Annotated in this window: 22 protein-coding genes; 8 read left to right on the top strand and 14 right to left on the bottom strand. The window is 57.9% G+C overall.

Going from position 1 to position 22000, the window contains the following annotated elements; translation table 11 throughout:
* The first annotated feature begins 62 nt into the window (after nucleotides 1-62).
* The 4 genes from xseB to AB8804_RS06380 all read left to right on the top strand — a co-directional run bounded on the left by xseB (nucleotide 63) and on the right by AB8804_RS06380 (nucleotide 4130).
* Nucleotides 63-305, top strand: a complete 243-nt coding sequence (gene xseB, locus AB8804_RS06395) for an exodeoxyribonuclease VII small subunit (RefSeq protein WP_045328337.1) — start codon at nucleotides 63-65, stop codon at nucleotides 303-305.
* 1 nt (nucleotide 306) lies between these two features.
* Nucleotides 307-1206: a (2E,6E)-farnesyl diphosphate synthase gene (ispA, locus tag AB8804_RS06390; RefSeq protein WP_371184298.1), complete on the top strand. Its 900-nt coding sequence runs from the start codon at nucleotides 307-309 to the stop codon at nucleotides 1204-1206.
* Nucleotides 1207-1230: 24 nt separating this feature from the next.
* Complete coding sequence (gene dxs / locus AB8804_RS06385; protein WP_371184296.1) at nucleotides 1231-3093, top strand: 1-deoxy-D-xylulose-5-phosphate synthase; 1863 nt, start codon at nucleotides 1231-1233, stop codon at nucleotides 3091-3093.
* 62 nt (nucleotides 3094-3155) lie between these two features.
* Nucleotides 3156-4130 carry an aldo/keto reductase gene (locus tag AB8804_RS06380; RefSeq protein ID WP_371184294.1) on the top strand — a complete coding sequence of 325 codons (975 nt, stop codon included), beginning with the start codon at nucleotides 3156-3158 and terminating at the stop codon, nucleotides 4128-4130.
* A gap of 90 nt (nucleotides 4131-4220) precedes the next feature.
* Here AB8804_RS06380 and thiL read toward each other — a convergent pair whose 3' ends face one another.
* The 5 genes from thiL to nrdR form a co-directional block, all read right to left on the bottom strand.
* The gene (gene thiL / locus AB8804_RS06375; RefSeq protein ID WP_371184292.1) at nucleotides 4221-5192 is read right to left on the bottom strand and encodes a thiamine-phosphate kinase; all 972 of its coding nucleotides are present in this window, start codon (nucleotides 5190-5192) and stop codon (nucleotides 4221-4223) included.
* 78 nt (nucleotides 5193-5270) lie between these two features.
* Nucleotides 5271-5690 (bottom strand): transcription antitermination factor NusB, encoded by a 420-nt coding sequence (gene nusB, locus AB8804_RS06370; RefSeq protein WP_112011241.1) that lies wholly within the window; start codon nucleotides 5688-5690, stop codon nucleotides 5271-5273.
* A gap of 21 nt (nucleotides 5691-5711) precedes the next feature.
* Nucleotides 5712-6182 (bottom strand): 6,7-dimethyl-8-ribityllumazine synthase, encoded by a 471-nt coding sequence (gene ribE / locus AB8804_RS06365; protein ID WP_006176874.1) that lies wholly within the window; start codon nucleotides 6180-6182, stop codon nucleotides 5712-5714.
* 87 nt (nucleotides 6183-6269) lie between these two features.
* Nucleotides 6270-7373, bottom strand: a complete 1104-nt coding sequence (gene ribD, locus AB8804_RS06360; protein ID WP_371184288.1) for a bifunctional diaminohydroxyphosphoribosylaminopyrimidine deaminase/5-amino-6-(5-phosphoribosylamino)uracil reductase RibD — start codon at nucleotides 7371-7373, stop codon at nucleotides 6270-6272.
* A gap of 4 nt (nucleotides 7374-7377) precedes the next feature.
* Complete coding sequence (gene nrdR, locus AB8804_RS06355; protein ID WP_112011239.1) at nucleotides 7378-7827, bottom strand: transcriptional regulator NrdR; 450 nt, start codon at nucleotides 7825-7827, stop codon at nucleotides 7378-7380.
* Nucleotides 7828-7979: 152 nt separating this feature from the next.
* Between nrdR and AB8804_RS06350 the strand changes: the two genes are divergently transcribed.
* Together AB8804_RS06350 and AB8804_RS06345 are read left to right on the top strand one after the other, a co-directional pair.
* A complete protein-coding gene (locus AB8804_RS06350; protein ID WP_371184285.1) occupies nucleotides 7980-8519 on the top strand; it encodes a DUF3251 domain-containing protein in 540 nt (179 codons plus the stop codon).
* Between the two features lie 270 nt (nucleotides 8520-8789).
* On the top strand, nucleotides 8790-9668 hold the full coding sequence (locus tag AB8804_RS06345) for a nucleoside-specific channel-forming protein Tsx (RefSeq protein ID WP_371184283.1): 879 nt from the start codon (nucleotides 8790-8792) through the stop codon (nucleotides 9666-9668).
* Nucleotides 9669-9836: 168 nt separating this feature from the next.
* On the opposite strand, the gene secF is transcribed toward AB8804_RS06345, so the two are convergent.
* The 5 genes from secF to queA are packed head-to-tail and all read right to left on the bottom strand — an operon-like array spanning nucleotide 9837 to nucleotide 15302.
* Nucleotides 9837-10808 (bottom strand): protein translocase subunit SecF, encoded by a 972-nt coding sequence (gene secF, locus AB8804_RS06340; RefSeq protein WP_006176868.1) that lies wholly within the window; start codon nucleotides 10806-10808, stop codon nucleotides 9837-9839.
* 10 nt (nucleotides 10809-10818) lie between these two features.
* Nucleotides 10819-12666, bottom strand: coding sequence for a protein translocase subunit SecD (gene secD / locus AB8804_RS06335; protein WP_371184280.1), 1848 nt, complete (start codon nucleotides 12664-12666; stop codon nucleotides 10819-10821).
* 27 nt (nucleotides 12667-12693) lie between these two features.
* Nucleotides 12694-13026 (bottom strand): preprotein translocase subunit YajC, encoded by a 333-nt coding sequence (yajC, locus tag AB8804_RS06330; RefSeq protein ID WP_003021544.1) that lies wholly within the window; start codon nucleotides 13024-13026, stop codon nucleotides 12694-12696.
* A gap of 22 nt (nucleotides 13027-13048) precedes the next feature.
* Nucleotides 13049-14176: a tRNA guanosine(34) transglycosylase Tgt gene (tgt, locus tag AB8804_RS06325; protein ID WP_371184273.1), complete on the bottom strand. Its 1128-nt coding sequence runs from the start codon at nucleotides 14174-14176 to the stop codon at nucleotides 13049-13051.
* 55 nt (nucleotides 14177-14231) lie between these two features.
* Entirely contained in the window at nucleotides 14232-15302 is a 1071-nt protein-coding gene (queA, locus tag AB8804_RS06320) for a tRNA preQ1(34) S-adenosylmethionine ribosyltransferase-isomerase QueA (protein WP_371184271.1), read from the bottom strand.
* A 92-nt stretch (nucleotides 15303-15394) separates the two neighbouring features.
* Between queA and acpH the strand changes: the two genes are divergently transcribed.
* Complete coding sequence (gene acpH, locus AB8804_RS06315; protein WP_371184268.1) at nucleotides 15395-15976, top strand: ACP phosphodiesterase; 582 nt, start codon at nucleotides 15395-15397, stop codon at nucleotides 15974-15976.
* A 127-nt stretch (nucleotides 15977-16103) separates the two neighbouring features.
* Nucleotides 16104-16706, top strand: coding sequence for a peroxiredoxin (locus AB8804_RS06310; RefSeq protein ID WP_131633292.1), 603 nt, complete (start codon nucleotides 16104-16106; stop codon nucleotides 16704-16706).
* 45 nt (nucleotides 16707-16751) lie between these two features.
* Here AB8804_RS06310 and AB8804_RS06305 read toward each other — a convergent pair whose 3' ends face one another.
* The 4 genes from AB8804_RS06305 to malZ form a co-directional block, all read right to left on the bottom strand.
* Nucleotides 16752-18620, bottom strand: coding sequence for an amidohydrolase (locus AB8804_RS06305; protein ID WP_371184266.1), 1869 nt, complete (start codon nucleotides 18618-18620; stop codon nucleotides 16752-16754).
* Between the two features lie 21 nt (nucleotides 18621-18641).
* Nucleotides 18642-19187 carry an antibiotic biosynthesis monooxygenase gene (locus AB8804_RS06300; RefSeq protein WP_371184263.1) on the bottom strand — a complete coding sequence of 182 codons (546 nt, stop codon included), beginning with the start codon at nucleotides 19185-19187 and terminating at the stop codon, nucleotides 18642-18644.
* A 48-nt stretch (nucleotides 19188-19235) separates the two neighbouring features.
* Nucleotides 19236-19877 carry a hydrolase gene (locus AB8804_RS06295; RefSeq protein WP_371184260.1) on the bottom strand — a complete coding sequence of 214 codons (642 nt, stop codon included), beginning with the start codon at nucleotides 19875-19877 and terminating at the stop codon, nucleotides 19236-19238.
* Nucleotides 19878-20077: 200 nt separating this feature from the next.
* Nucleotides 20078-21895, bottom strand: coding sequence for a maltodextrin glucosidase (gene malZ / locus AB8804_RS06290; protein ID WP_371184257.1), 1818 nt, complete (start codon nucleotides 21893-21895; stop codon nucleotides 20078-20080).
* Nucleotides 21896-22000 lie beyond the last annotated feature (105 nt).

Here is a 22000-nt window from a genome sequence, read left to right as displayed (position 1 = left end):
TTGCTTCTCCGCCTGAGTCCGTTACCATGACGGGGCTAAAAATAGAAAGAGTCACATTCACTATGCCAAAGAAAAATGACGCACCGGCCAGCTTCGAGACTGCGCTGAATGAACTTGAGCAGATCGTCACCCGTCTTGAAAGCGGCGATCTCCCGCTGGAAGAGGCGCTCAACGAATTTGAGCGTGGCGTACAGCTGGCGCGCCAGGGCCAGGTAAAACTGCAGCAGGCCGAGCAGCGGGTGCAGATCCTGCTGTCCGACAGCGAAGATGCAAAAACAACGCCTTTCACACCGGACGCCGAGTAAAATGGATTTCGCCAACGAGCTTCAGGCGCGCGTGGTTCGCGCCAACGACGCGCTGCGCCGTTTTATCGCGCCACAGCCTTTTCAGAACACTCCGCTGGTGGAAGCCATGCACTATAGCGCACTCTTGGGTGGAAAGCGCCTGCGCCCGTTCCTGGTCTATGCGACAGGCAATATGTTTGGCATCAGCGACACTACGCTGGACGCCCCGGCAGCCGCCGTTGAGTGCATCCATGCCTATTCGCTGATCCACGATGATTTACCCGCCATGGACGACGACGATCTGCGCCGCGGCCAGCCCACCTGCCACATTAAGTTTGGCGAAGCCAACGCCATTCTGGCGGGGGATGCTCTGCAAACGCTGGCGTTCTCAATCCTGAGCGATGCGCCGATGGTGGAAGTGAGCGATCGCGATCGCCTGGCGATGGTCTCCGAGCTGGCAATGGCCAGCGGCGTCGCCGGCATGTGCGGCGGCCAGGCGCTCGACCTTGAGGCCGAAGGCCGTCAGGTTAATCTTGAACAGCTCGAGCGCATTCACCGCCACAAGACGGGAGCGCTCATTCGCGCAGCCGTTCGTCTCGGCGCGCTGAGCGCGGGCGATCGGGGGCGTAACGCCCTGCCGATCCTCGACAGATACGCGGAAAGTATCGGCCTGGCATTCCAGGTTCAGGATGACATTCTGGATGTGGTGGGCGATACTGCAACATTGGGTAAACGTCAGGGTGCGGATCAGCAGCTTGGCAAAAGTACCTACCCCGCCCTGCTGGGCCTCGAGCAAGCCCAGCGTAAAGCCCGGGATCTGATAGACGATGCCCGCCAGTCGCTGAACGCGCTGGCCGCGCAATCGCTGGATACCTCGGCACTGGAAGCGCTAGCGGACTACATAATCCAGCGTAATAACTAAACAACCTATCTCGATGAGCCTTTGATGAGTTTTGATATTGCCAAATACCCGACGCTGGCGTTAGTGGACTCCACCCAGGAACTGCGTCTGTTGCCGAAAGAGAGCCTGCCGAAGCTGTGCGACGAACTGCGTCGCTACCTGCTCGACAGCGTTAGCCGCTCCAGCGGCCATTTCGCCTCCGGGCTTGGCACGGTTGAGCTGACCGTGGCGCTGCACTACGTCTACAACACCCCGTTCGATCAGCTGATCTGGGACGTGGGTCATCAGGCTTATCCGCACAAAATTCTGACCGGTCGTCGCGATAAAATTGGCACCATTCGCCAGAAAGGCGGTCTGCACCCGTTCCCGTGGCGCGGTGAGAGCGAGTATGACGTCCTAAGCGTCGGCCACTCATCTACCTCCATTTCTGCCGGGATCGGTATTGCCGTCGCCGCCGAAAAGGAGAACAAGCAGCGCCGCACCGTCTGCGTGATTGGCGACGGCGCAATCACCGCCGGTATGGCCTTTGAAGCGATGAACCACGCGGGCGATATCAAGCCGGACATGCTGGTTGTCCTCAACGATAACGAGATGTCGATCTCCGAGAACGTCGGCGCGCTGAATAACCACCTGGCGCAGCTGCTCTCCGGCAAGCTTTACTCCAGCCTGCGCGAAGGCGGTAAAAAAGTCTTCTCCGGCGTCCCGCCGATCAAAGAGCTGCTCAAGCGCACCGAAGAACATATCAAAGGCATGGTGGTGCCGGGCACGCTGTTTGAAGAATTAGGCTTTAACTACATTGGCCCGGTAGACGGCCACGACGTGCTGGGGCTGATCTCCACGCTCAAGAACATGCGCGACCTGAAAGGCCCGCAGTTCCTGCACATCATGACCAAAAAAGGGCGCGGTTACGAACCGGCGGAAAAAGATCCGATCACCTTCCACGCGGTGCCGAAATTCGACCCGACCAGCGGCTGCCTGCCGAAAAGCAGCGGCGGCATGCCGAGCTATTCAAAAATCTTCGGCGACTGGCTGTGCGAAACCGCCGCGAAAGACAACAAGCTGATGGCCGTTACGCCCGCGATGCGTGAAGGTTCCGGCATGGTCGAGTTTTCCAAAAAATACCCTGACCAGTACTTTGACGTGGCGATTGCCGAGCAGCACGCGGTGACGTTCGCTGCGGGCCTGGCGATTGGCGGCTATAAGCCGGTTGTCGCCATTTACTCCACCTTCCTGCAGCGCGCCTACGATCAGGTGATCCACGACGTGGCGATCCAGAAGCTGCCGGTGCTGTTTGCAATCGACCGCGCGGGCATCGTCGGCGCGGACGGCCAGACGCACCAGGGCGCGTTCGACCTGTCGTTCCTGCGCTGCATTCCGGATATGGTCATCATGACGCCGTCTGACGAAAACGAATGTCGCCAGATGCTGTTCACCGGCTATCACTACCAGGACGGCCCGAGCGCCGTTCGCTATCCGCGCGGCAACGCCGTCGGCGTGGAGCTGCAGCCGCTGGAAAAACTGGCGATCGGTAAAGGCCTGGTGAAGCGTCGCGGTGAGAAAGTAGCGATCCTGAACTTCGGCACGCTGATGCCGGAAGCGGCAAAAGCGGCAGAAGCGCTAAACGCAACGCTGGTTGATATGCGCTTCGTGAAGCCGCTCGATGAATCGCTGATTCTGAGCATGGCGGAAAGCCACGACGTGCTAGTCACGCTGGAAGAGAACGCCATTATGGGCGGCGCGGGCAGCGGCGTAAACGAAGTACTGATGGCGAACCGTAAGGCCGTTCCGGTGCTGAACCTCGGCCTGCCGGATCACTTTATTCCGCAGGGCACCCAGGACGAAGCCCGCGCGGCGATTGGCCTGGACGCCGCCGGTATCGAAGCCAAAATCCGCACCTGGCTGGACTGATTCCTTCCCCTCTTTTCGCTCCTGCTATGCTTAAACGTAATGTTTAAGAGCAGGAGCGAACCATGCAATACAACACATTAGGTAAAACCGATCTCAAGGTGTCACGACTTTGCCTGGGCTGCATGACCTTTGGCGAGCCTGACCGGGGCAACCACGCCTGGACGCTGCCGGAAGAGAGCAGCCGCCCCATCATCAAGCGCGCCCTCGACGGCGGCATTAACTTCTTTGATACCGCCAACAGCTACTCCGACGGCAGCAGTGAGGAGATCGTCGGCCGCGCCCTGCGCGACTTCGCCCGCCGCGATGAGATTGTCGTCGCCACCAAGGTGTATTTCCCGGTGGGCGACCTGGCCGAGGGCCTGTCCCGCGGGCAGATCCTGCGCTCCATCGACGACAGCCTCCGTCGTCTGAACATGGACTACGTCGACCTGCTGCAAATCCACCGCTGGGATTACAACACGCCGATAGAAGAGACGCTGGAGGCGCTTAACGACGTGGTGAAGGCCGGCAAAGCGCGCTATATCGGCGCGTCGTCTATGCACGCCTCGCAGTTCGCGCAGGCGCTCGATCTGCAAAAACAGCACGGCTGGGCGCGGTTTGTGACCATGCAGGATCATTACAACCTGATCTATCGTGAAGAGGAGCGCGACATGCTGCCGCTCTGCTATCAGGAAGGCGTGGCGGTGATCCCGTGGAGCCCGCTGGCGCGAGGCCGCCTGACGCGCCCGTGGGGAGAAACGACCGCTCGCCTGGTATCGGATGAGGTGGGGAAAAACCTGTACGAAGGAACGGAAGCCAGCGATGCGCTGATTGCCGAACGTTTAGCGGGCATTGCCGACGAACTCGGCGCGACGCGCGCGCAGGTGGCGCTGGCGTGGCTGCTGAGCAAACGCGGCGTTGCCGCACCGATTATCGGCACCTCACGCGAGGAACAGCTGGATGAACTGCTCAGCGCGGTGGATATCACGCTGACGCCGGAGCAAATTGCCGAGCTGGAGACGCCGTATCAGCAGCATCCGGTGGTGGGGTTTAAGTAAACAAAAGCCGGGTGGCGCTACGCTTACCCGGCCTACAAATAACGTGCGATCGCAGGCCGGGTAAGGCGAAGCCGCCACCCGGCAAAACACTCACCCGAAGTGATCGTATCCTTCCCAGTCGAGCGTGACCGGAGCCCCGTCGCGGACAAACTGCAGCCCCTCGCTCTCCGGCATGATTTGCCCGATGCAGGTAAACCGCGCGCCGAGATGGGCCAACGCCACGTCCAGCGTCCCGCGATTGAGCTCAGGGACGGTAAAGCACAGCTCGTAGTCTTCACCCCCAGAGAGCGCCCAGCGCAGGGCCTGCTCCGGTTCGGCGTGGCGCAGCAGCTGCTCCGACAGCGGGAACTGGGTGAGGTCGATACGCGCGCCGACGCCGCTGGCCTTAAGAATATGGCCCAGATCGGAGATCAGCCCGTCGGAAAGATCGATAGCCGAGCTGGCGCGATCGCGCAGCGCCTGGCCGTGGAGAATGCGCGGCGTCGGGCGCAGGTGACGCTTCACCAGATACGCGGCATCGTCCTGGTCTGCAACCACCAGTCGGTTCTGAAGGATCGCCAGACCCGCCGCGCTGTCCCCCGGCGTGCCGGTGACGTAAACCCAGTCGCCGGGCTTCGCCCCGGAGCGCTTGAGCGCGCGCCCGACCGGCACGTAGCCGTGGATAGCCAGCGTCATCGACAGCGGCCCGGCGGTGGTGTCGCCGCCGATCAGCTGCATATCGTAGTAGTTAAGCTGGTCAAACAGCGCATCGCTGAAGGCCTCCAGCCAGGCTTCATCGACGTTCGGCAGGGTCAGCGCCAGCGTCAGCCACGCGGGATCGGCGCCCATTGCCGCCAGATCGCTTACGTTAACCGCGAGCGCTTTGTAAGCCAGATCGGCAGGATCGATATCGGGTAAGAAATGACGACCGCACACCAGCGTGTCGGTGCTGATAGCCAGCGTCTGCTTTTCGGGAATATTGAGAAGTGCACAGTCATCGCCGATGCCGGTTTCAACGTCGAGACGAGAGGTTCTGACACGGTCAAAATAACGGGCAATCAGGGAAAATTCGCCGCATGCCATACGTTATGCCTCAGCAAATTAAATAAAAAAACCGGAGCCGCATCGCCGGTCAGGCAATGCGAAGCTCCGGCTTGCGGATCACTTTTTGCGGGGACGGATCGCGGGTGCGGCTTTATCCAGCACGCCGTTGACGAACTTGTGGCTGTCTTCAGCGCCGAAGGTTTTCGCCAGCTCAATCGCTTCGTTGATGGCCACTTTGTACGGCACATCGTCACGCTTGGACAGCTCAAACAGGGCGATACGCAGCACCGCTTTTTCTACCTGGCCCAGCTCATCGAGCAGGCGGGACAGATAAGGCTTCATCAGACCATCGAGATACGCGCTATTAGTCGCCACTCCCGACAGCAGTTCACGGAAGTACAGAACGTCAACGTCTTTAACGTCCTGTTCTGACAGGAACTGGTACTCAACATCAGCGATGTCGTTTTGGGACAACTGCCAGGAGTAAAGTGCCTGGACGGCACATTCACGGGCGCGGCGACGAGCAGCAGGTTTCACGGAATTCCCCTTACAAAAAAATCAGGCCTTAATGGCTTTCAATACATTGATCATTTCAAGCGCGGTCAGTGCAGCTTCTGCACCTTTGTTACCGGCTTTGGTGCCAGCACGTTCGATGGCTTGTTCAATACTTTCGGTGGTCAGCACGCCAAACGCGACAGGAATTTCAGCATCCTGCGCAACGTGTGCCAGACCGTTGCTTGCACCGCCCGCAACGTATTCGAAGTGCGCAGTGCCGCCACGAATAACCGTACCCAGCGCAATCACCGCGTCATACTTACCGGTTTTCGCCAGCGCGCCCGCTGCCAGAGGCAGTTCGTAAGCACCTGGAACCCAAACAACGGTAATGTTGTCATCTTTAACCTGGCCGATACGTTTCAGGGCGTCAATGGCACCTTCCAGCAGGCTGTCGTTGATGAAGTTGTTGAAACGCGCAATGGTGATGGCGACGCGAGCGTCCGGGGTAGCTACAGCAGCTTCAATAATGTTCATACTCTTCCTTTACGGGTTCATTTGGCCCCGCAGGGGGGCGGATTTTATCATAATACTTTGCACACTGCTTCCCTATTTGGGGAGCAATTACGCTGTCGTTAAATGGAGGCAGACATCCGGACCCACCGGACGAATCTCGCTGAATTTAAGCTGCGGCGCGTCGGCCAGGTTTTCAAGGCCCGGCAGTACGAACAGGCCGCGCGCATCGCTGCCTAAAAGCTTAGGCGCGACGTAGACCAGCAGTTCATCCACCAGCCCGGCCTGCAGTAATGCGCCCGCCAGCGTCGGGCCCGCTTCGACCCAAATGCTGTTAACCTGCTGCTTGCCGAGGAGCATCATCAGCACCACCAAATCGAGATGACCGTTGTGCTCCGGCACCATAACGGTGCGCACGCCTTCCGGCCATTCGCGCGGATCCTCTTTCGTACGGGCAATCCAGGTTTCCCCCGGCTGCTGAACGATGCGGTGCTCGGGCGTGATGCGGTTCTGGCTGTCAATGATGATGCGCAGCGGCTGGCGCAGGTTTTCCTGCGGATAGAGCGCCTGGGTATCTGCATTCAGTTCGTCCCAGCGCACCGTCATGGCCGGATCGTCAGCTAAAACCGTTTCACTGCTGGTGAGGATAGCATGGCTTTGCGCGCGCAGACGTTGCACATCGCGCCTTGACTGCGGCGAGGTGATCCACTGGCTCTCGCCGCTCGCCATCGCCGTGCGGCCATCAAGCGACGCGCCGAGCTTGAGCTGAATGTACGGGAATCCGGTGCGCATGCGCTTCAGGAAGCCTTTATTCACCGCTTCGGCATCGTTCATCATCAGGCCGTGGCTGACGTCGATCCCCGCCTGCTGCAGGCGATACAGGCCGCGGCCCGCCACCTGCGGATTAGGATCCTGCATCGAAGCCACCACCCGCGCGACGCCCGCCGCAATCAGCGCATCGCAGCACGGCGGCGTGCGGCCGTGATGGCTGCAAGGCTCAAGCGTCACGTAGGCCGTCGCCCCGCGCGCCTTCTCACCCGCCATACGTAAGGCGTGAACCTCCGCGTGAGGCTCGCCCGCGCGATAGTGGAAACCTTCACCGACGATTTCGCCGTCCTTAACGATGACGCACCCGACGTTCGGATTGGGATGGGTAGTAAAACGACCGCGCTGCGCCAGCTTCAGCGCACGCGCCATGTATATCTCATCCTGCATGCGCTTAATCCTGTAGGCGGGCGATCTCTTCGCCGAACTCTTTGATGTCTTCAAAGCTGCGGTAAACGGAAGCAAAACGGATGTAGGCGACTTTATCGAGCTTTTTCAGCTGTTCCATCACCAGGTTGCCGATCATTTTGCTCGGCACCTCGCGCTCGCCCAGCCCACGAAGGTAGGAGCGAATGTGGTTCAGGGCCATTTCCACGTCATCCGCGCTGACGGGGCGTTTTTCCAGGGCCTTGAGCATCCCGCTGCGCAGCTTCTCTTCGTTAAACGGCTCGCGCACGTCGTTGCTTTTCACCACGCGCGGCATCACCAGCTCTGCGACTTCGAAGGTCGTAAAACGCTCGTTGCACACCAGACACTGCCGACGACGGCGTACGGATGATCCTTCGCCCACAAGGCGAGAATCAATAACTTTGGTATCCACGGCGGAGCAAAATGGGCAATGCATACGGTATCCCTGGTATCTGGTTAACTTTTTTCTATTTTACCCTGATCTGGGCTGACAACAAAGGAAGAGCTTTTTGAGACAAAGGATCTATACCTGACGGCGTCATACTGCCTACCATTAGGCATATCCGTTACCCTAAGGAAATAAACGCAATGACAAGACGTTATTTACGCATTTTGCTGGTGGGAAGCCTCTTCAGCCTTAGCGCCTGCGCGCAGCAAACGGAAGTCCGCGAGATGAAACAAAGCGTGAATACGCTCAACTCGGCGATGGACAAGCTAAACAAAGAAACCGTGAAGATAACCCAACAGAACGCGCTGAATGCAAAATCCAGCAGCGGCGTTTATCTTCTGCCTGGCGCTAACACGCCTGCCCGCCTGAACAGCCAGATTGGTACGCTCAAAATGTCGCTGGTGAACGTGGCGGCAAACGCTGACGGCACGCGCGCAACCCTGCGGATTCAGGGCGAGTCTAACGACCCGCTTCCGGCATTTAGCGCAACCGTGGAGTGGGGGCAGATTCAGGGCACAACCGGAAGCTATCAGGAAGTGAACGTCAAGAATCAGCTGATTTCCGCTCCGGCCAGCGTGCTGGCCCCGAGCGACGTTGATATCCCGCTTCAGCTGAGCGGCCTGACGCCGGAACAGCTGGGCTTTATCCGCATCCACGATATCCAGCCAGCCGCGCAATAATCCCCCTCTTTTAGCGGAGTAGATTGTTACTCCGCTAACATTTTACATCCCGCAAATATTGGCAACATAAATGATTGCCGTTACAATCCCCGCCGTTTAAAGTACGCAAACGTGAACGCAATCGATTACGTATGTGAGAGAACTGTGAAACAACACGTATTTTTGTGAGCAGGGATTCCTATAATAGGCTCCGCAGAAACACGAAATATTTAGAAACGCAATTCGCGCATTTTTCACTCCCGGAAGGGAATTTCAATCAGTGGCATGATTATGAAAAAAACATTACTCGCAGCCGGTGCAGCGCTGGCACTTTCCGCCTCTTTCACCGTTAACGCGGCAGAAAACGACAAACCACAGTACCTCTCCGACTGGTGGCACCAGAGCGTTAACGTGGTAGGCAGCTACCACACCCGTTTCGGACCGCAGATCCGCAACGATACCTATCTGGAATATGAAGCGTTCGCTAAAAAAGACTGGTTTGATTTCTATGGCTACATGGATGCACCGGTCTTCTTCGGCGGTAACACCGACGCAAAAGGTATCTGGAACCACGGTTCTCCGCTGTTCATGGAAATCGAGCCGCGCTTCTCCATCGATAAGCTGACCGGCGCGGACCTGAGCTTCGGTCCGTTCAAAGAGTGGTATTTCGCGAACAACTACATCTACGACATGGGCCGCAACGCGTCCGGTCGTCAGAGCACCTGGTACATGGGTCTGGGTACGGACATCGACACTGGCCTGCCAATGAGCCTGTCCATGAACGTCTATGCCAAGTACCAGTGGCAGAACTACGGTGCAGAAAACCAGAACGAGTGGGACGGCTACCGTTTCAAGGTGAAATACTTCGTGCCAATTACCCAGCTGTGGGGCGGCAACCTGAGCTACATCGGCTTCACCAACTTTGACTGGGGTTCAGACCTGGGCGATAAGAGCGGCTACGCTGAGAACGGCATTAAGCAGCGCACCAACGACTCCATTGCGTCCAGCCACATCCTGGCGCTGAACTACGATCACTGGCACTACTCCGTGGTCGCGCGTTACTGGCACAACGGTGGCCAGTGGAACGACGACGCGGATCTGAGCTGGATGAATGAAAACGTCCGTTCTACCGGTTGGGGTGGTTACCTGGTCGTAGGTTACAACTTCTAATCTGTTAATCTATGCGGAATTAGCCCGGTGGCGCAGCGCTTACCGGGCCTACTATCCGTAATTGTGCGGGCTGATGCCCTCACCTTACCCTCTCCCACGGGAGAGGGCGCGAAGACAAAAAAAATCCCGGTCAACAGACCGGGATTTTTTTATGCGAAAGACGCTGTCTTACGGCAGAATTGACGGCTGATCCGCCCCTTCCTTCTCGACCTTCTGCTGGAGCAGGTGCTCGCGCTTCATGCCAAGCTTCAGTGCCAGTGCGGACGCTACGTAGATAGACGACGCCGTACCGATAGACACACCGATCAGCATGGTCAGCGAGAAGCCTTCCAGCACCGGACCACCGAAGAGATACAGCATCAGGATCACCATCAAGGTGGTACCGGATGTGATCAACGTACGGTGCAGCGTCTGGGTCAGTGAAACGTTGAAGATTTCGTACGGCGTACCGCGACGGATCTTACGGAAATTTTCACGGATACGGTCAGATACCACGATGCTGTCGTTCAGGGAGTAACCGATAACGGACATCAGGGATGCCACGATCGTCAGGTCAATCTCGATGTGGAACAACGACAGTACGCCCATGGTGATCACCACGTCGTGCGCCAGCGCGATAACCACGCCTGCCGCCAGTCGCCACTCGAAGCGGAAACCAACGTAAATCAGGATGGAGATCAGCGCCACCATCAGCGCCATCGCACCGGTTTGCGCCAGGTCCGCGCCCACGCTTGGGCCAACGAACTCAATACGCTTCACCGTCGCGTTCTGGCTGGTCGTTTCGTTAATCACGTGAACGACCTTGCTGCCCAGCTCCTGGCTGCCGTTGGCATCGTGTACCGGAGGCATACGCACCATGATGTCGCGGCTGCTGCCGAAGTTCTGCAGCAGCGGCTCTTCAAAGCCCGCTTTCTGCAGCGACTCGCGCATCTGGTCCATATCGACCGGTTTTTCCAGGGTGATTTCAATCACCGTACCACCGGTGAAGTCGAGACCCCAGTTAAAGCCCTTCACGCCCATAATGGCGATGGACAGAATCAGCAGAAAACCTGAAATGCCGAAGGCCCAGTAGTCCCAGCGCATAAAGTCCCAGACTTTACGGCCGTGGTTCAATTGTTCAACAGTATATTCCTGTGCCACAACGCACTCCTCAGATAGACAGCTTTTTGACGCGCTTGCCGCCGTACAGCAGGTTCACGATGGCACGGGTGCCGACAATAGCGGTAAACATCGACGTTGCGACACCGATACCGGTTGTAATCGCAAAGCCTTTGATAGCGCCAGTACCCACTGCATACAGGATAAGAACCTTAATCAGTGTTGTTACGTTCGCATCGAAGATGGAGCTGAACGCGCCTTTATAGCCTTCTTCAATCGCCTGCTGAACAGAACGACCGTTGCTCAACTCTTCTTTGATACGCTCGTTTATCAGTACGTTGGCGTCGACCGCCACCGCAAGGGTTAAAACGATACCCGCAATACCTGGCATGGTCAGCGTGGCTCCCGGCAGCAGGGACATGATGCCGATGATCAGCACCAGGTTCGCCACCAGCGCGGACGTCGCAATCAGGCCGAACTTCTTATAGAAGAGGATCATGAACAGAATGGAGACCACCAGACCGGCCAGACACGCTTCCAGACCCTGCTTGATGTTCTGCATACCCAGGGTTGGGCCGATGGTGCGCTCTTCAACGATCTGAATCGGCGCAATCAGCGCACCGGCACGCAGCAGCAGAGAGAGCTGACGCGCTTCGTTCGGGTTGTTGATACCGGTGATGCGGAAGCTGTTACCCAGACGAGACTGGATGTTGGCGATATTAATCACCTCTTCCTCTTTCACCAGAACGGCGCGGCCGTTGGCATCTTTCTTACCGCTGTCTTTGTACTCCACGAACAGGGTCGCCATCGGCTTACCGATGTTGTCCTTGGTGAAGTTAGACATGATGTTACCACCCGCGCTATCCAGCGAGATGTTAACCTGCGGCTGGTTGTATTCGTCCTGGCTTGAAGTGGAGTCGGTGATGTGGTCACCGGTCAGGATCACGCGCTTGTACAGCACAACCGGCTGACCTTCGCGGGTCTGTTTCACTTCGGAATCGCCCGGAACGCGGCCGGAAGCGGCTGCGGACTGATCGACGTTAGAGTTCACCAGGCGGAATTCCAGGGTTGCAGTCGCGCCCAGAATCTCTTTCGCACGCGCAGTGTCCTGAATACCCGGCAGTTCAACCACGATACGGTCAGCACCCTGACGCTGTACCAGCGGCTCGGCTACGCCCAGCTGGTTTACGCGGTTACGCAGAATGTTGATGTTCTGCTGAACGGCGTATTCACGCGCTTCGCTCAGACGCGCATCGGTCATCACCGCGCGCAGCTGGTTGCTGCCCTGAGAGGTGATCACCAGATCGCGGTGGCGCTGAGACAGGTAAGTAACGGCCTGATCGCGCGCCGCGCTGTCGCGGAACGTGATGCTCAAACCGTAGTTATCTTCTTTACGCACGGTCGTGTATGCGATGCCTTTTTCACGCAGATCGCTGCGCAGGCTGTCGATATTCTGTTCCTGCAGCTTGCCGAGCGCGGTGTCCATGTCCACTTCCATCAGGAAGTGAACGCCACCACGCAGGTCAAGACCAAGCTTCATTGGCTCTGCGTTCAGCGCAGCCAGCCAACGCGGGGTTGCAGGAGCAAGGTTAAGCGCCACGACGTATTTATCACCGAGCACGCCCATCAGCGCTTCACGGGCGCGGAGCTGCGTGTCGGTGGTGTCGAAGCGAGCAAGAATTGCGCCCTCTTCCAGTGCCACAGACTTCGCGGTAATTTTTTCTTCTTGTAACGTTTTCTGGACCTGGATCAGCGTTTGCTCACTGGCGGCGACACCGCGCGCGCCAGTGATTTGAACGGCCGGATCCTCACCATACAGGTTGGGAAGCGCGTACAGCAGGCCGACGATAATCACGACGACCAGCATGATGTACTTCCACAAAGGATAACGGTTTAACACGGCAGTTCCCTTTGGGAAAAGTTGGGATTACAGCGCCTTCATGGTGCCTTTCGGCAGAACGGCAGCTACGAAGTCACGTTTGATGACCACTTCAGTGGTGTCGTTCAGGGCGATAGCAATGTAGCCGCTTTCAGCTACTTTGGTTACGCGACCGACCAGACCACCGTTAGTCAATACTTCATCGCCTTTCGCGATGGAGTTCATCAGGTTTTTGTGCTCTTTGGTACGCTTCTGCTGTGGACGCAGGATCATGAAGTAGAAGATCAGACCGAACACAACCAGCATCAGAATCAGAGACATTGGGCTGCCCTGGGCTGGTGCACCTGTTGCTGCTACCGCATCAGAAATAAAAAAGCTCATTCAAATTCCCTCATTATTAAAATTAATCAACGTTCAACGGTGGGACATCACGACCCTGACGTTGGTAGAAATCCGTCACGAAGCTCTCTAATTTACCCTCTTCGATAGCCTTACGTAAACCAGCCATTAAGCGCTGATAATAACGAAGATTATGAATGGTATTGAGACGCGCGCCCAAAATCTCGTTACAACGATCGAGATGATGCAGATACGCGCGAGAATAATGGCGACAGGTGTAGCAATCGCACTCGGAATCGAGCGGGCTGGTGTCACTCTTATGCTTCGCGTTACGGATTTTCACCACGCCATCGGTAACAAACAGATGACCGTTACGCGCGTTACGGGTTGGCATTACGCAGTCGAACATATCAATGCCGCGACGTACGCCTTCAACCAGATCTTCTGGTTTACCCACCCCCATCAGGTACCGCGGTTTATCGGCCGGGATTTGCGGGCAGACGTGCTCCAGAATACGGTGCATGTCTGCCTTCGGCTCGCCCACAGCCAAACCGCCGACAGCGTAGCCATCAAAGCCTATCTCTACCAGACCTTTAACGGAGATATCGCGTAAATCTTCGTAAACGCTGCCCTGAATAATGCCGAACAGCGCATTTTTGTTCTGCAGGGAGTCAAAACGGTCGCGGCTGCGCTTCGCCCAGCGCAGGGACATCTCCATAGAACGCTTGGCGTAATCCCAGTCTGCCGGATAAGGCGTACATTCGTCGAAGATCATCACGATATCGGAGCCGAGATCGTACTGAATCTCCATCGATTTTTCCGGATCGAGGAAAATCGGATCGCCGTTGATCGGGTTGCGGAAGTGAACGCCTTCTTCGGTGATCTTACGGATGTCGCCCAGGCTGAACACCTGGAAACCGCCGGAGTCGGTGAGAATGGGGCCTTTCCACTGCATGAAGTCGTGCAGGTCGCCGTGCAGCTTCATGATCTCCTGACCGGGACGCAGCCACAGGTGGAAGGTGTTACCGAGGATGATTTGTGCGCCGGTGGCTTCAACTTCTTCCGGCGTCATCCCTTTTACGGTGCCGTACGTGCCCACAGGCATAAACGCAGGGGTTTCCACCACGCCGCGATCAAACACTAGGCGACCACGGCGCGCGCGGCCGTCGGTGGTATCGAGTTCAAATTTCATTTTTATTCCTCTGTGCCGGAAAAACAGTCCGACACATTATTCTGGTGCCGCGGACTTATTCCCCGACACGCTCATTCAAAGCCAGCGGATTGTACGTGATAAACATCGCGTCTCCGTAGCTAAAAAAGCGATATTTTTGTTCTACCGCAGACTTGTAGGCATTCATCGTATGCTGATAACCCGCAAATGCGGAAACCAGCATAATCAACGTAGATTCAGGCAGATGGAAATTGGTCACCAGCGCATCAATCACGTTGTACTGATAGCCTGGGTAGATAAAGATCTGCGTATCGCCAAAGAAAGGCTCGATAAGATCGGCTTTTGCCGCCTGCGCCGCGCTCTCAAGGGAACGCACGGAGGTGGTGCCAACCGCCACAACCCGGCTTCCGCGCGCTTTCGCCGCCAGCACCGCGTCCACAACCTCCTGCGGCACTTCGGCATACTCGGAATGCATGATGTGATCTTCAATGCTGTCCACGCGTACCGGCTGGAAGGTGCCCGCGCCGACGTGCAGCGTCACGAACGCCATCTCAACGCCTTTTGCGCGCAGTTTTTCCAGCAAGGGTTCGTCAAAGTGCAGGCCCGCCGTCGGCGCGGCCACCGCGCCAGGCTTCTGGCTATAAACGGTTTGATACAGCTCGCGATCCGCCTCTTCGTCCGGGCGCTCAATGTACGGCGGCAGCGGCATGTGGCCGATGGTGTTCAGAATATCCAGCACCGTGCGCTCGTCGTGGAACTCCACTTCGAACAGCGCGTCATGGCGCGCGGTCATGGTCGCTTTAATGCTCTCGTCATCGCCCAGCAGCAGCTCCGCGCCCGGCTTCGGCGCTTTGGAGGCGCGAATATGTGCCAGAATACGTTTATCGTCGAGCATGCGTTCGACCAGCACTTCAATCTTGCCGCCGCTGGCCTTGCGGCCAAACAGGCGCGCCGGGATCACGCGGGTATTGTTAAAGACCAGCAGATCCCCAGGGTTGAGCTTGTCGAGCAAATCGGTGAAAGTACCGTGCGTCAGCGCGCCCGTTGGCCCGTCCAGTGACAGCAGGCGACAACTGCTGCGCTCAGGCATGGGATAGTGAGCAATCAGGGACTCAGGTAGTTCAAAGGAGAAATCGGCGACGCGCATGACGTATACTCGTGACTTAAAAACAGGCGGCATAGTCTAGTGCTCACACCCTTTTGCTGCAACAACTAGCCGACTTTGGACAAATAAAACGCATGAATTTTCTCGCCCACCTGCATCTCGCCCACCTCGCTGAAAGCTCCCTTTCCGGCAACCTGCTGGCGGATTTCGTGCGCGGCAACCCCGCCGAGGCGTATTCCGCAGAGGTTGTCGACGGGATCTTTATGCATCGCCGCATCGACGTCCTGACCGATAACCTGCCGGAAGTGACGGAAGCGAAGGCCTGGTTCCGCCCGGAAACCCGCCGCGTAGCGCCGATCACGCTCGACGTGATGTGGGATCACTTCCTGTCGCGCCACTGGGCCCGGCTTTCGCCCGAGATGCCGCTGCCGGAATTTGTGCGCTACGCGCACGCGCAGGTCGCCATGATTCTGCCCGACTCACCGCCGCGCTTTGTCAATCTGAACAACTACCTGTGGTCAGAACGCTGGCTGGAGCGCTATCGCGAGATGGATTTTATTCAGAACGTCTTGAACGGAATGGCGAGCCGCCGCCCGCGCCTGGACGCGCTGCGCGACTCCTGGCACGACCTGGATGAACATTACGACGCGCTGGAAACCCGGTTCTGGCAGTTTTATCCGCGCATGATGGCGCAGGCGAAGAATAAAGAACTGTGATGCCGGTATGATTGATAGGTAAAAGCTGGCGGAACGATTGTCACCACCTCTTTGTCTTATCCATGAACACTCTCTATACTGGCCCGCGTTGCGTTCTAAATAACCTTAGTATCTACAGGAGAATCATATGGTTCTGGTAACTCGTCCGGCTCCGGATTTTACGGCTGCAGCAGTTCTGGGCAACGGTGAAATCGTTGAAAACTTCAACTTCAAACAGCACACCAACGGTAAAGCGACCGTTCTGTTCTTCTGGCCAATGGACTTCACCTTCGTTTGCCCGTCCGAGCTGATCGCGTTCGACAAACGTTATGAAGAATTCCAGAAGCGTGGCGTAGAAGTGGTTGGCGTCTCCTTCGACTCTGAATTTGTACACAACGCATGGCGTAACACCCCTGTCGACAACGGCGGCATCGGTGCGGTGAAATACGCGATGGTTGCGGACATCAAACGCGAAATCCAGCAGGCTTACGGTATCGAACATCCGGACGCTGGCGTTGCGCTGCGCGGTTCCTTCCTGATCGACGCGAACGGCATCGTGCGTCACCAGGTAGTGAACGATCTGCCGCTGGGTCGTAACATCGACGAAATGCTGCGCATGGTTGACGCGTTGCAGTTCCACGAAGAGCACGGCGAAGTGTGCCCGGCTCAGTGGGAAAAAGGTAAAGAAGGCATGAACGCGTCTCCGGACGGCGTGGCTAAATACCTGTCTGAGAACGTATCCAGCCTGTAATCGGCACGGTTTATGAAGAAGGCCCGCTTATGCGGGCCTTTTTGTTTAGAACGCGAAGCACGAACACCCTAACACGCCCCAGAAGGCCTGCTCGTCCGACACCGGAATATCCGACTGGCGGGCAATGCCGTGCGCGTGGCCGTGCACGCCGCAGCTGCCGATGCACTGGTGCATCTGCACCACCGCGCCAACCCTGCTGGCCGCAGGCGGCGCGGAGCGGTAGTGCCCCGGCACCTTCACCACCGGTGACCACTCCGGCACGACCGGGATCGGCGGCGGCGACAGCGGGCTAAAGTACCCGGCGGCGTAAACCACTTTGCCATCCACCACCGTCAGCACCGACTCAATGCCCTTAATCTCCTCTTCCGCCACGCTGAAGTAGTCTTTGGAAAGCACCACCAGATCGGCAAGCTGCCCTTCAACAATGCGCCCCTTTTTCCCCTGCTCGCTGGAGAACCACGCGCTGCCCGCGGTCCACAGCTCCAGCGCCACGTCGCGCGGCAGGCGGTTGCTGTCGTCATACATCGCCAGCCCGCCGACGGTGCGCCCGGAGACCAGCCAGTAGAGCGCCGTCCACGGGTTGTAGCTCGCCACGCGGGTCGCATCCGTGCCCAGGCCAACCGGCACGTCCAGCTCCAGCATTTTCGCCACCGGCGGCGTGTGCTTCACCGCCTCTTTGCCGTACCTGTCGACAAAATACTCGCCCTGGAAGGCCATGCGGTGCTGCACCGCGATCCCGCCGCCGAGCGCCTTCACGCGCTCGATGTTGCGCTCGGTAATGGTCTCCGCGTGGTCGAAGAACCAGTGCAGGCCGTTGAACGGAATCTCCCGGTTCACCTTCTCGAACACGTCGAGCATGCGGCTGATGGATTCGTCGTAGGTCGCATGCAGGCGGAAAGGCCAGCGGTGTTCCACCAGGTGGCGCACCACGCGCTCCAGCTCGTCTTCCATCCCTTCTGGCAGATCCGGGCGCGGCTGGAGGAAGTCCTCAAAGTCCGCCGCGGAGAAGACCAGCATTTCGCCCGCCCCGTTGGCGCGGTAGAAGTCGGTCCCCTGCCCCGGCTTGAGCATATCGGTCCAGCGCTCAAAATCCTCCAGCTCCTGCTTTGGACGCTGGGTAAAGAGGTTATAGGCGATACGCACCGTCATCTGCTCTTTGGCGTGCAGTTCGGCGATCACTTCATAATCTTCCGGGTAGTTCTGGAAGCCGCCGCCTGCGTCGATGGCGCTGGTCAGCCCCAGGCGATTCAGCTCGCGCATAAACTGTCGGGTGGAGTTCACCTGCTGCTCAATCGGCAGCTTCGGCCCTTTCGCCAGCGTGGCGTAGAGGATCATCGCGTTGGGTTTGGCGATCAGCATCCCGGTCGGGTTGCCGTGGTTGTCGCGCACGATCTCGCCGCCCGGCGGGTTCGGCGTCTCTTTGGTATAGCCCACAGCCTTAAGCGCGGCGCGGTTGAGCAGCGCGCGATCGTAGAGGTGAAGCACGAATACCGGCGTGTCCGGCGCGGCGTCGTTGAGCTCTTCGATGGTCGGCATCCGGCGTTCGGCGAACTGGAACTCGCTCCAGCCGCCGACCACGCGCACCCACTGCGGTGACGGCGTGCGATCGGCCTGCTCTTTCAGCATCCGCAGCGCATCCACCAGCGACGGCACGCCTTCCCAGCGCAGCTCGAGGTTATAGTTCAGCCCGCCGCGGATCAGGTGCAGGTGCGAATCGTTCAGGCCGGGGATAACGGTGCTTCCCTTCAGGTCAACGATCTGGGTGCCCTGCGTCGCATAGCTCATGATGCGATCGTGGTTGCCCGTGGCGAGGATCTTACCGTTGGCGATCGCCACCGCTTCCGTCAGCGGGTTTTCGCGATCGAGGGTGTGGATCTTACCTTTGGTTAAGATCAGTGTGGCAGTTTGAGACATAACGTACTCCTTTGAGCCGAATCAGGCTTTTTTCAGCCAGTCGGCGAACAGACGGGTCACGATGGGCATCCACAGCCAGACCACCAGCGCGACCACACAGGCATCGTTAATCAAATGCAGTAATAAAGATCCTTTCAGACCAGGCAGCAGCGCCCCGGTCACCAGCGGCACCACGTTGGTGCTGGGGAAAATCACCAGCAGGGTGATGAGAAACTGCTTCCACTGCTTTGGCTTACGCACGTGCGGCTCGGGCGGGGTAAACCAGAAGGCCGCCTCGGTGCGCACTTCGGTTTTGTCCCCGTCTGCCAGCGACGGTTCAATCTCTTTCACCAGCGCGTTACGGGTTTCGGACTGCGTCCACGCATAAAGGTGTTCGGGGGTATCGAAGCGGATGATCACCGTCCAAAGGGATTGTCCCTCCGACGGGCGAATCACGTTCGCCCCGAGGTGGCCGGGAAATTCCGCCGCGATGGGCATAATTTTCCCCAGCCACTGCTCGTACCGTTCTGCCTGTCCCGGAAGAAGGGTATGGGCGATCACCAGCGTCACATGAGATGTTTGCGCCATAAGAGTTCTCTGGTCATTAACGGGCGGGAGAACCCCGCCCAGAAAGGATTATGCTTTGCGCTCTGGCGCGCCGTGGACGAGGGTATAGGCATAATCAACGCCCATGCCGTACGCGCCGCTGTGCTCGCGCACCAGGTCCATTACCGCGTCGTACGTGCCTTTACGCGACCAGTCGCGCTGGTACTCAAGCAGCACCTGCTGCCAGGTCACCGGCACCGCACCGGCCTGCACCATGCGGTCGATGGCGCGTTCGTGGGCATCCACGGATGTCCCACCGGAGGTATCGGTCACCACGTAAACTTCAAAACCTTCGTCCAGCGCCATCAGCGCCGGGAAGGTCAGGCACACTTCGGTCCACAGGGCAGAAATGATGAGTTTTTTGCGGCCCGTTGCTTTGACCGCCGCAACAAACGCTTCATCTTCCCAGGAGTTCATCGAGGTTCGTTCAATTGGCTTCACGTCCGGATGCACCGCCAGCAGCTCCGGCCAGATATATCCGCTAAAGCTTTTTGTTTCGACTGAGGTATAAATAACCGGTACATCAAATATTTTGCCCGCTTTCGCCAGCGCCACCGTATTATTCTTTAATAGCTGACGGTCAATATTTGCTACGCCAAACGACATTTGCGGCTGGTGATCGATAAAAATCAGTGCGGAATTTTGCGGGTCAATCAATTCACGAATAGACATAAAAGTACCTTTTAATCAATATGTTAAAAGCCAACGATTGTGTGTGCTAAATGAGAAAGGGCCCTGACTGATTAAGCAAATTGAGTATAGCGAGAATTGATTAAGAGGATATTAAAGAAATTTGTCTCCTCTGGTGAATTAAACAGAACAAGATGAAATATATTTTGCAGCAGGCAAGAAATACCTGCTGCAATAATCAGTTAATTACTGAACCAGACTGACGCAGAAATTGCGGGTAACGTGAGTATCCCGTCCTGAATCACGCCTTTCCCCTCTTTCAGTTGCCACGCCTTCACGGCCAGCAGCGGAGAGTCGTCCAGCACCACCTCGCAGGCTTCGCCGCGGTTAATCGCTACCAGCACGCGCTGCTGGTTATAAACGCGGGCAAAAACCACCACGTTGTCGTGCGCGTAGATCACCTGGCAGCCGCCGTAGCGCAGGGCCTGATTTTGCTTGCGCAGCCTCGCCAGGCGCTGATAGAGGCTAAACAGCGTCTTATCCTGCTTCGCCTCGTCCCACGGGAAGGTTTTGCGGCAGAACGGATCGTTATTGCCGTCCAGCCCCACCTCGTCGCCGTAGTAAATGCACGGCACGCCGGGCCAGGTGAAGAGCCACGTCACCGCCAGCGGCAGGCGCGCGGCGTCTTTACCCAGCAGAGATATAAACCGCGCGGTGTCGTGGCTATCGAGCTGGTTAAACATCCTCAGCTGCTGCTGATGCGACAGGCTGGCGCGGTAGTTGTCCATCCACGCCATGCAGGTTTCAGCGTCGATATGGTTGGGATCGTAAGAAATATCGGTGTTCGCGAGGAAGCCCCACAGCGGGAAGGTGAATCCGCGATAGTTCATCGCCGAATCTTCCGCGTCGGCCTGCAGCCACTGGCGGGCGTCGCCGAAGTGCTCGCCGAAGACAAACGCCTCGGGGTTTGCGGCTTTGGCCGCACGGGTAATGGCGGCGACGTGCTGGAGATTGTTGTGCGCCCCGCCCCCTTCCCCGAGCATATGCACCACGTCCAGCCGCCAGCCGTCCATGCTCCACGGCGCTTTCAGCCAGTGGCGAACGATGCTGTCCTCACCGCCGTAGATTTCGTTGACCAGCGTGGGGGACTGAAAATCCAGCTTCGGCAGGCTGGCGTAGCCAAGCCAGTCGAGCGCGCGGCCTTGCTCATCAAAGCTGTACCAGTCGCGCTGCGGCGAATCCGGATTGTGGCACGCCCCGCGCATGTGCTGGTTATGGCGATCGAACCAGGCGTGCGAGTCGCCGCTGTGGTTAAACACGCCGTCCAGGATCAGGCGCATGCCTTCGCTTTGGGTATTTTCCCGCAGCCGCAGCAGCGCCTCGTCGCCGCCAAACTGCTCGTCCACGCGGCGGTAATCTTCGGTATCGTACTTATGCACGCTCGGCGCTTTAAACACCGGGTTGAGATACAGCGCGGTAACGCCGAGCTTTTTCAGGTACGGCAGCTTTTCGCTAATGCCGTCGAGATCGCCGCCGTAGAACGTCGAGCCGCCCGCCTGGGCGGTCAGCGGATCGTCCCACGCCTTCTGGATAATATCGTGGCCCGCCGCGTGGTGATGGTACACCTTGTCCTGCTGCTCCGTGCGCTGAGCGCTTCGCGCGAAGCGGTCCGGGAAGATCTGGTAAAAGACCTGCTCGCTCACCCACTGCGGGCCCGCGTCCGGATAATCCACGGCGAACTGCTCCAGCCGCGCGGGCGGGAAGCGGCTGAATCCCTGCGGGGTAAACCACAGCTGACGATTGTTCCACAGCAGCTTAAAGCTGTAGCGGCGGCGCGGCTGGCCGCTGCGTAAATCGATGCTGGCACGCCACGCCGTCACCCCGGGCTGCGGCTGGCCGCGCTGCTTATGCATCTTCAGCGACGTTTCTTCGTTATCCACGTCGGTGCGAAGCGTCACGCGCTCGGGCTGGTTTTCTCCCGCCAGCCAAAGCGTAATCACAAGGTTGTCTTTGTTTTGCTTAACGAATGGGGCAACCGGAAGGTGCCAGGCATTTAACATCACGCATCCCCTTTGATGAAATTGACGCCACCTTGCCACAGGGGAATTAAGGTTAGCTCACCATGACGAAATTTATTGGGGGAGGAGGACGGGGGATGAGGCATC

Origin of the sequence: Enterobacter sp. KBR-315C3_2022, from assembly GCF_041399425.1 — a bacterium.
Classification (GTDB): Bacteria; Pseudomonadota; Gammaproteobacteria; order Enterobacterales; family Enterobacteriaceae; genus Enterobacter.
This window is presented reverse-complemented; position numbering and strand designations above follow the sequence as displayed.

Coding starts and splice junctions, on each gene's coding strand:
- ribD (WP_371184288.1), bottom strand. CDS start 7,373: ATGCAGGATGAGATATACATGGCGCGTGCGCTGAAGCTGGCGCAGCGC.
- queA (WP_371184271.1), bottom strand. CDS start 15,302: ATGCGCGTCGCCGATTTCTCCTTTGAACTACCTGAGTCCCTGATTGCT.
- thiL (WP_371184292.1), bottom strand. CDS start 5,192: ATGGCATGCGGCGAATTTTCCCTGATTGCCCGTTATTTTGACCGTGTC.
- tgt (WP_371184273.1), bottom strand. CDS start 14,176: ATGAAATTTGAACTCGATACCACCGACGGCCGCGCGCGCCGTGGTCGC.
- AB8804_RS06300 (WP_371184263.1), bottom strand. CDS start 19,187: ATGGCGCAAACATCTCATGTGACGCTGGTGATCGCCCATACCCTTCTT.
- AB8804_RS06345 (WP_371184283.1), top strand. CDS start 8,790: ATGAAAAAAACATTACTCGCAGCCGGTGCAGCGCTGGCACTTTCCGCC.
- AB8804_RS06380 (WP_371184294.1), top strand. CDS start 3,156: ATGCAATACAACACATTAGGTAAAACCGATCTCAAGGTGTCACGACTT.
- acpH (WP_371184268.1), top strand. CDS start 15,395: ATGAATTTTCTCGCCCACCTGCATCTCGCCCACCTCGCTGAAAGCTCC.
- nrdR (WP_112011239.1), bottom strand. CDS start 7,827: ATGCATTGCCCATTTTGCTCCGCCGTGGATACCAAAGTTATTGATTCT.
- dxs (WP_371184296.1), top strand. CDS start 1,231: ATGAGTTTTGATATTGCCAAATACCCGACGCTGGCGTTAGTGGACTCC.
- ispA (WP_371184298.1), top strand. CDS start 307: ATGGATTTCGCCAACGAGCTTCAGGCGCGCGTGGTTCGCGCCAACGAC.
- AB8804_RS06350 (WP_371184285.1), top strand. CDS start 7,980: ATGACAAGACGTTATTTACGCATTTTGCTGGTGGGAAGCCTCTTCAGC.
- AB8804_RS06310 (WP_131633292.1), top strand. CDS start 16,104: ATGGTTCTGGTAACTCGTCCGGCTCCGGATTTTACGGCTGCAGCAGTT.
- AB8804_RS06305 (WP_371184266.1), bottom strand. CDS start 18,620: ATGTCTCAAACTGCCACACTGATCTTAACCAAAGGTAAGATCCACACC.
- malZ (WP_371184257.1), bottom strand. CDS start 21,895: ATGTTAAATGCCTGGCACCTTCCGGTTGCCCCATTCGTTAAGCAAAAC.
- ribE (WP_006176874.1), bottom strand. CDS start 6,182: ATGAACATTATTGAAGCTGCTGTAGCTACCCCGGACGCTCGCGTCGCC.
- yajC (WP_003021544.1), bottom strand. CDS start 13,026: ATGAGCTTTTTTATTTCTGATGCGGTAGCAGCAACAGGTGCACCAGCC.
- AB8804_RS06295 (WP_371184260.1), bottom strand. CDS start 19,877: ATGTCTATTCGTGAATTGATTGACCCGCAAAATTCCGCACTGATTTTT.
- xseB (WP_045328337.1), top strand. CDS start 63: ATGCCAAAGAAAAATGACGCACCGGCCAGCTTCGAGACTGCGCTGAAT.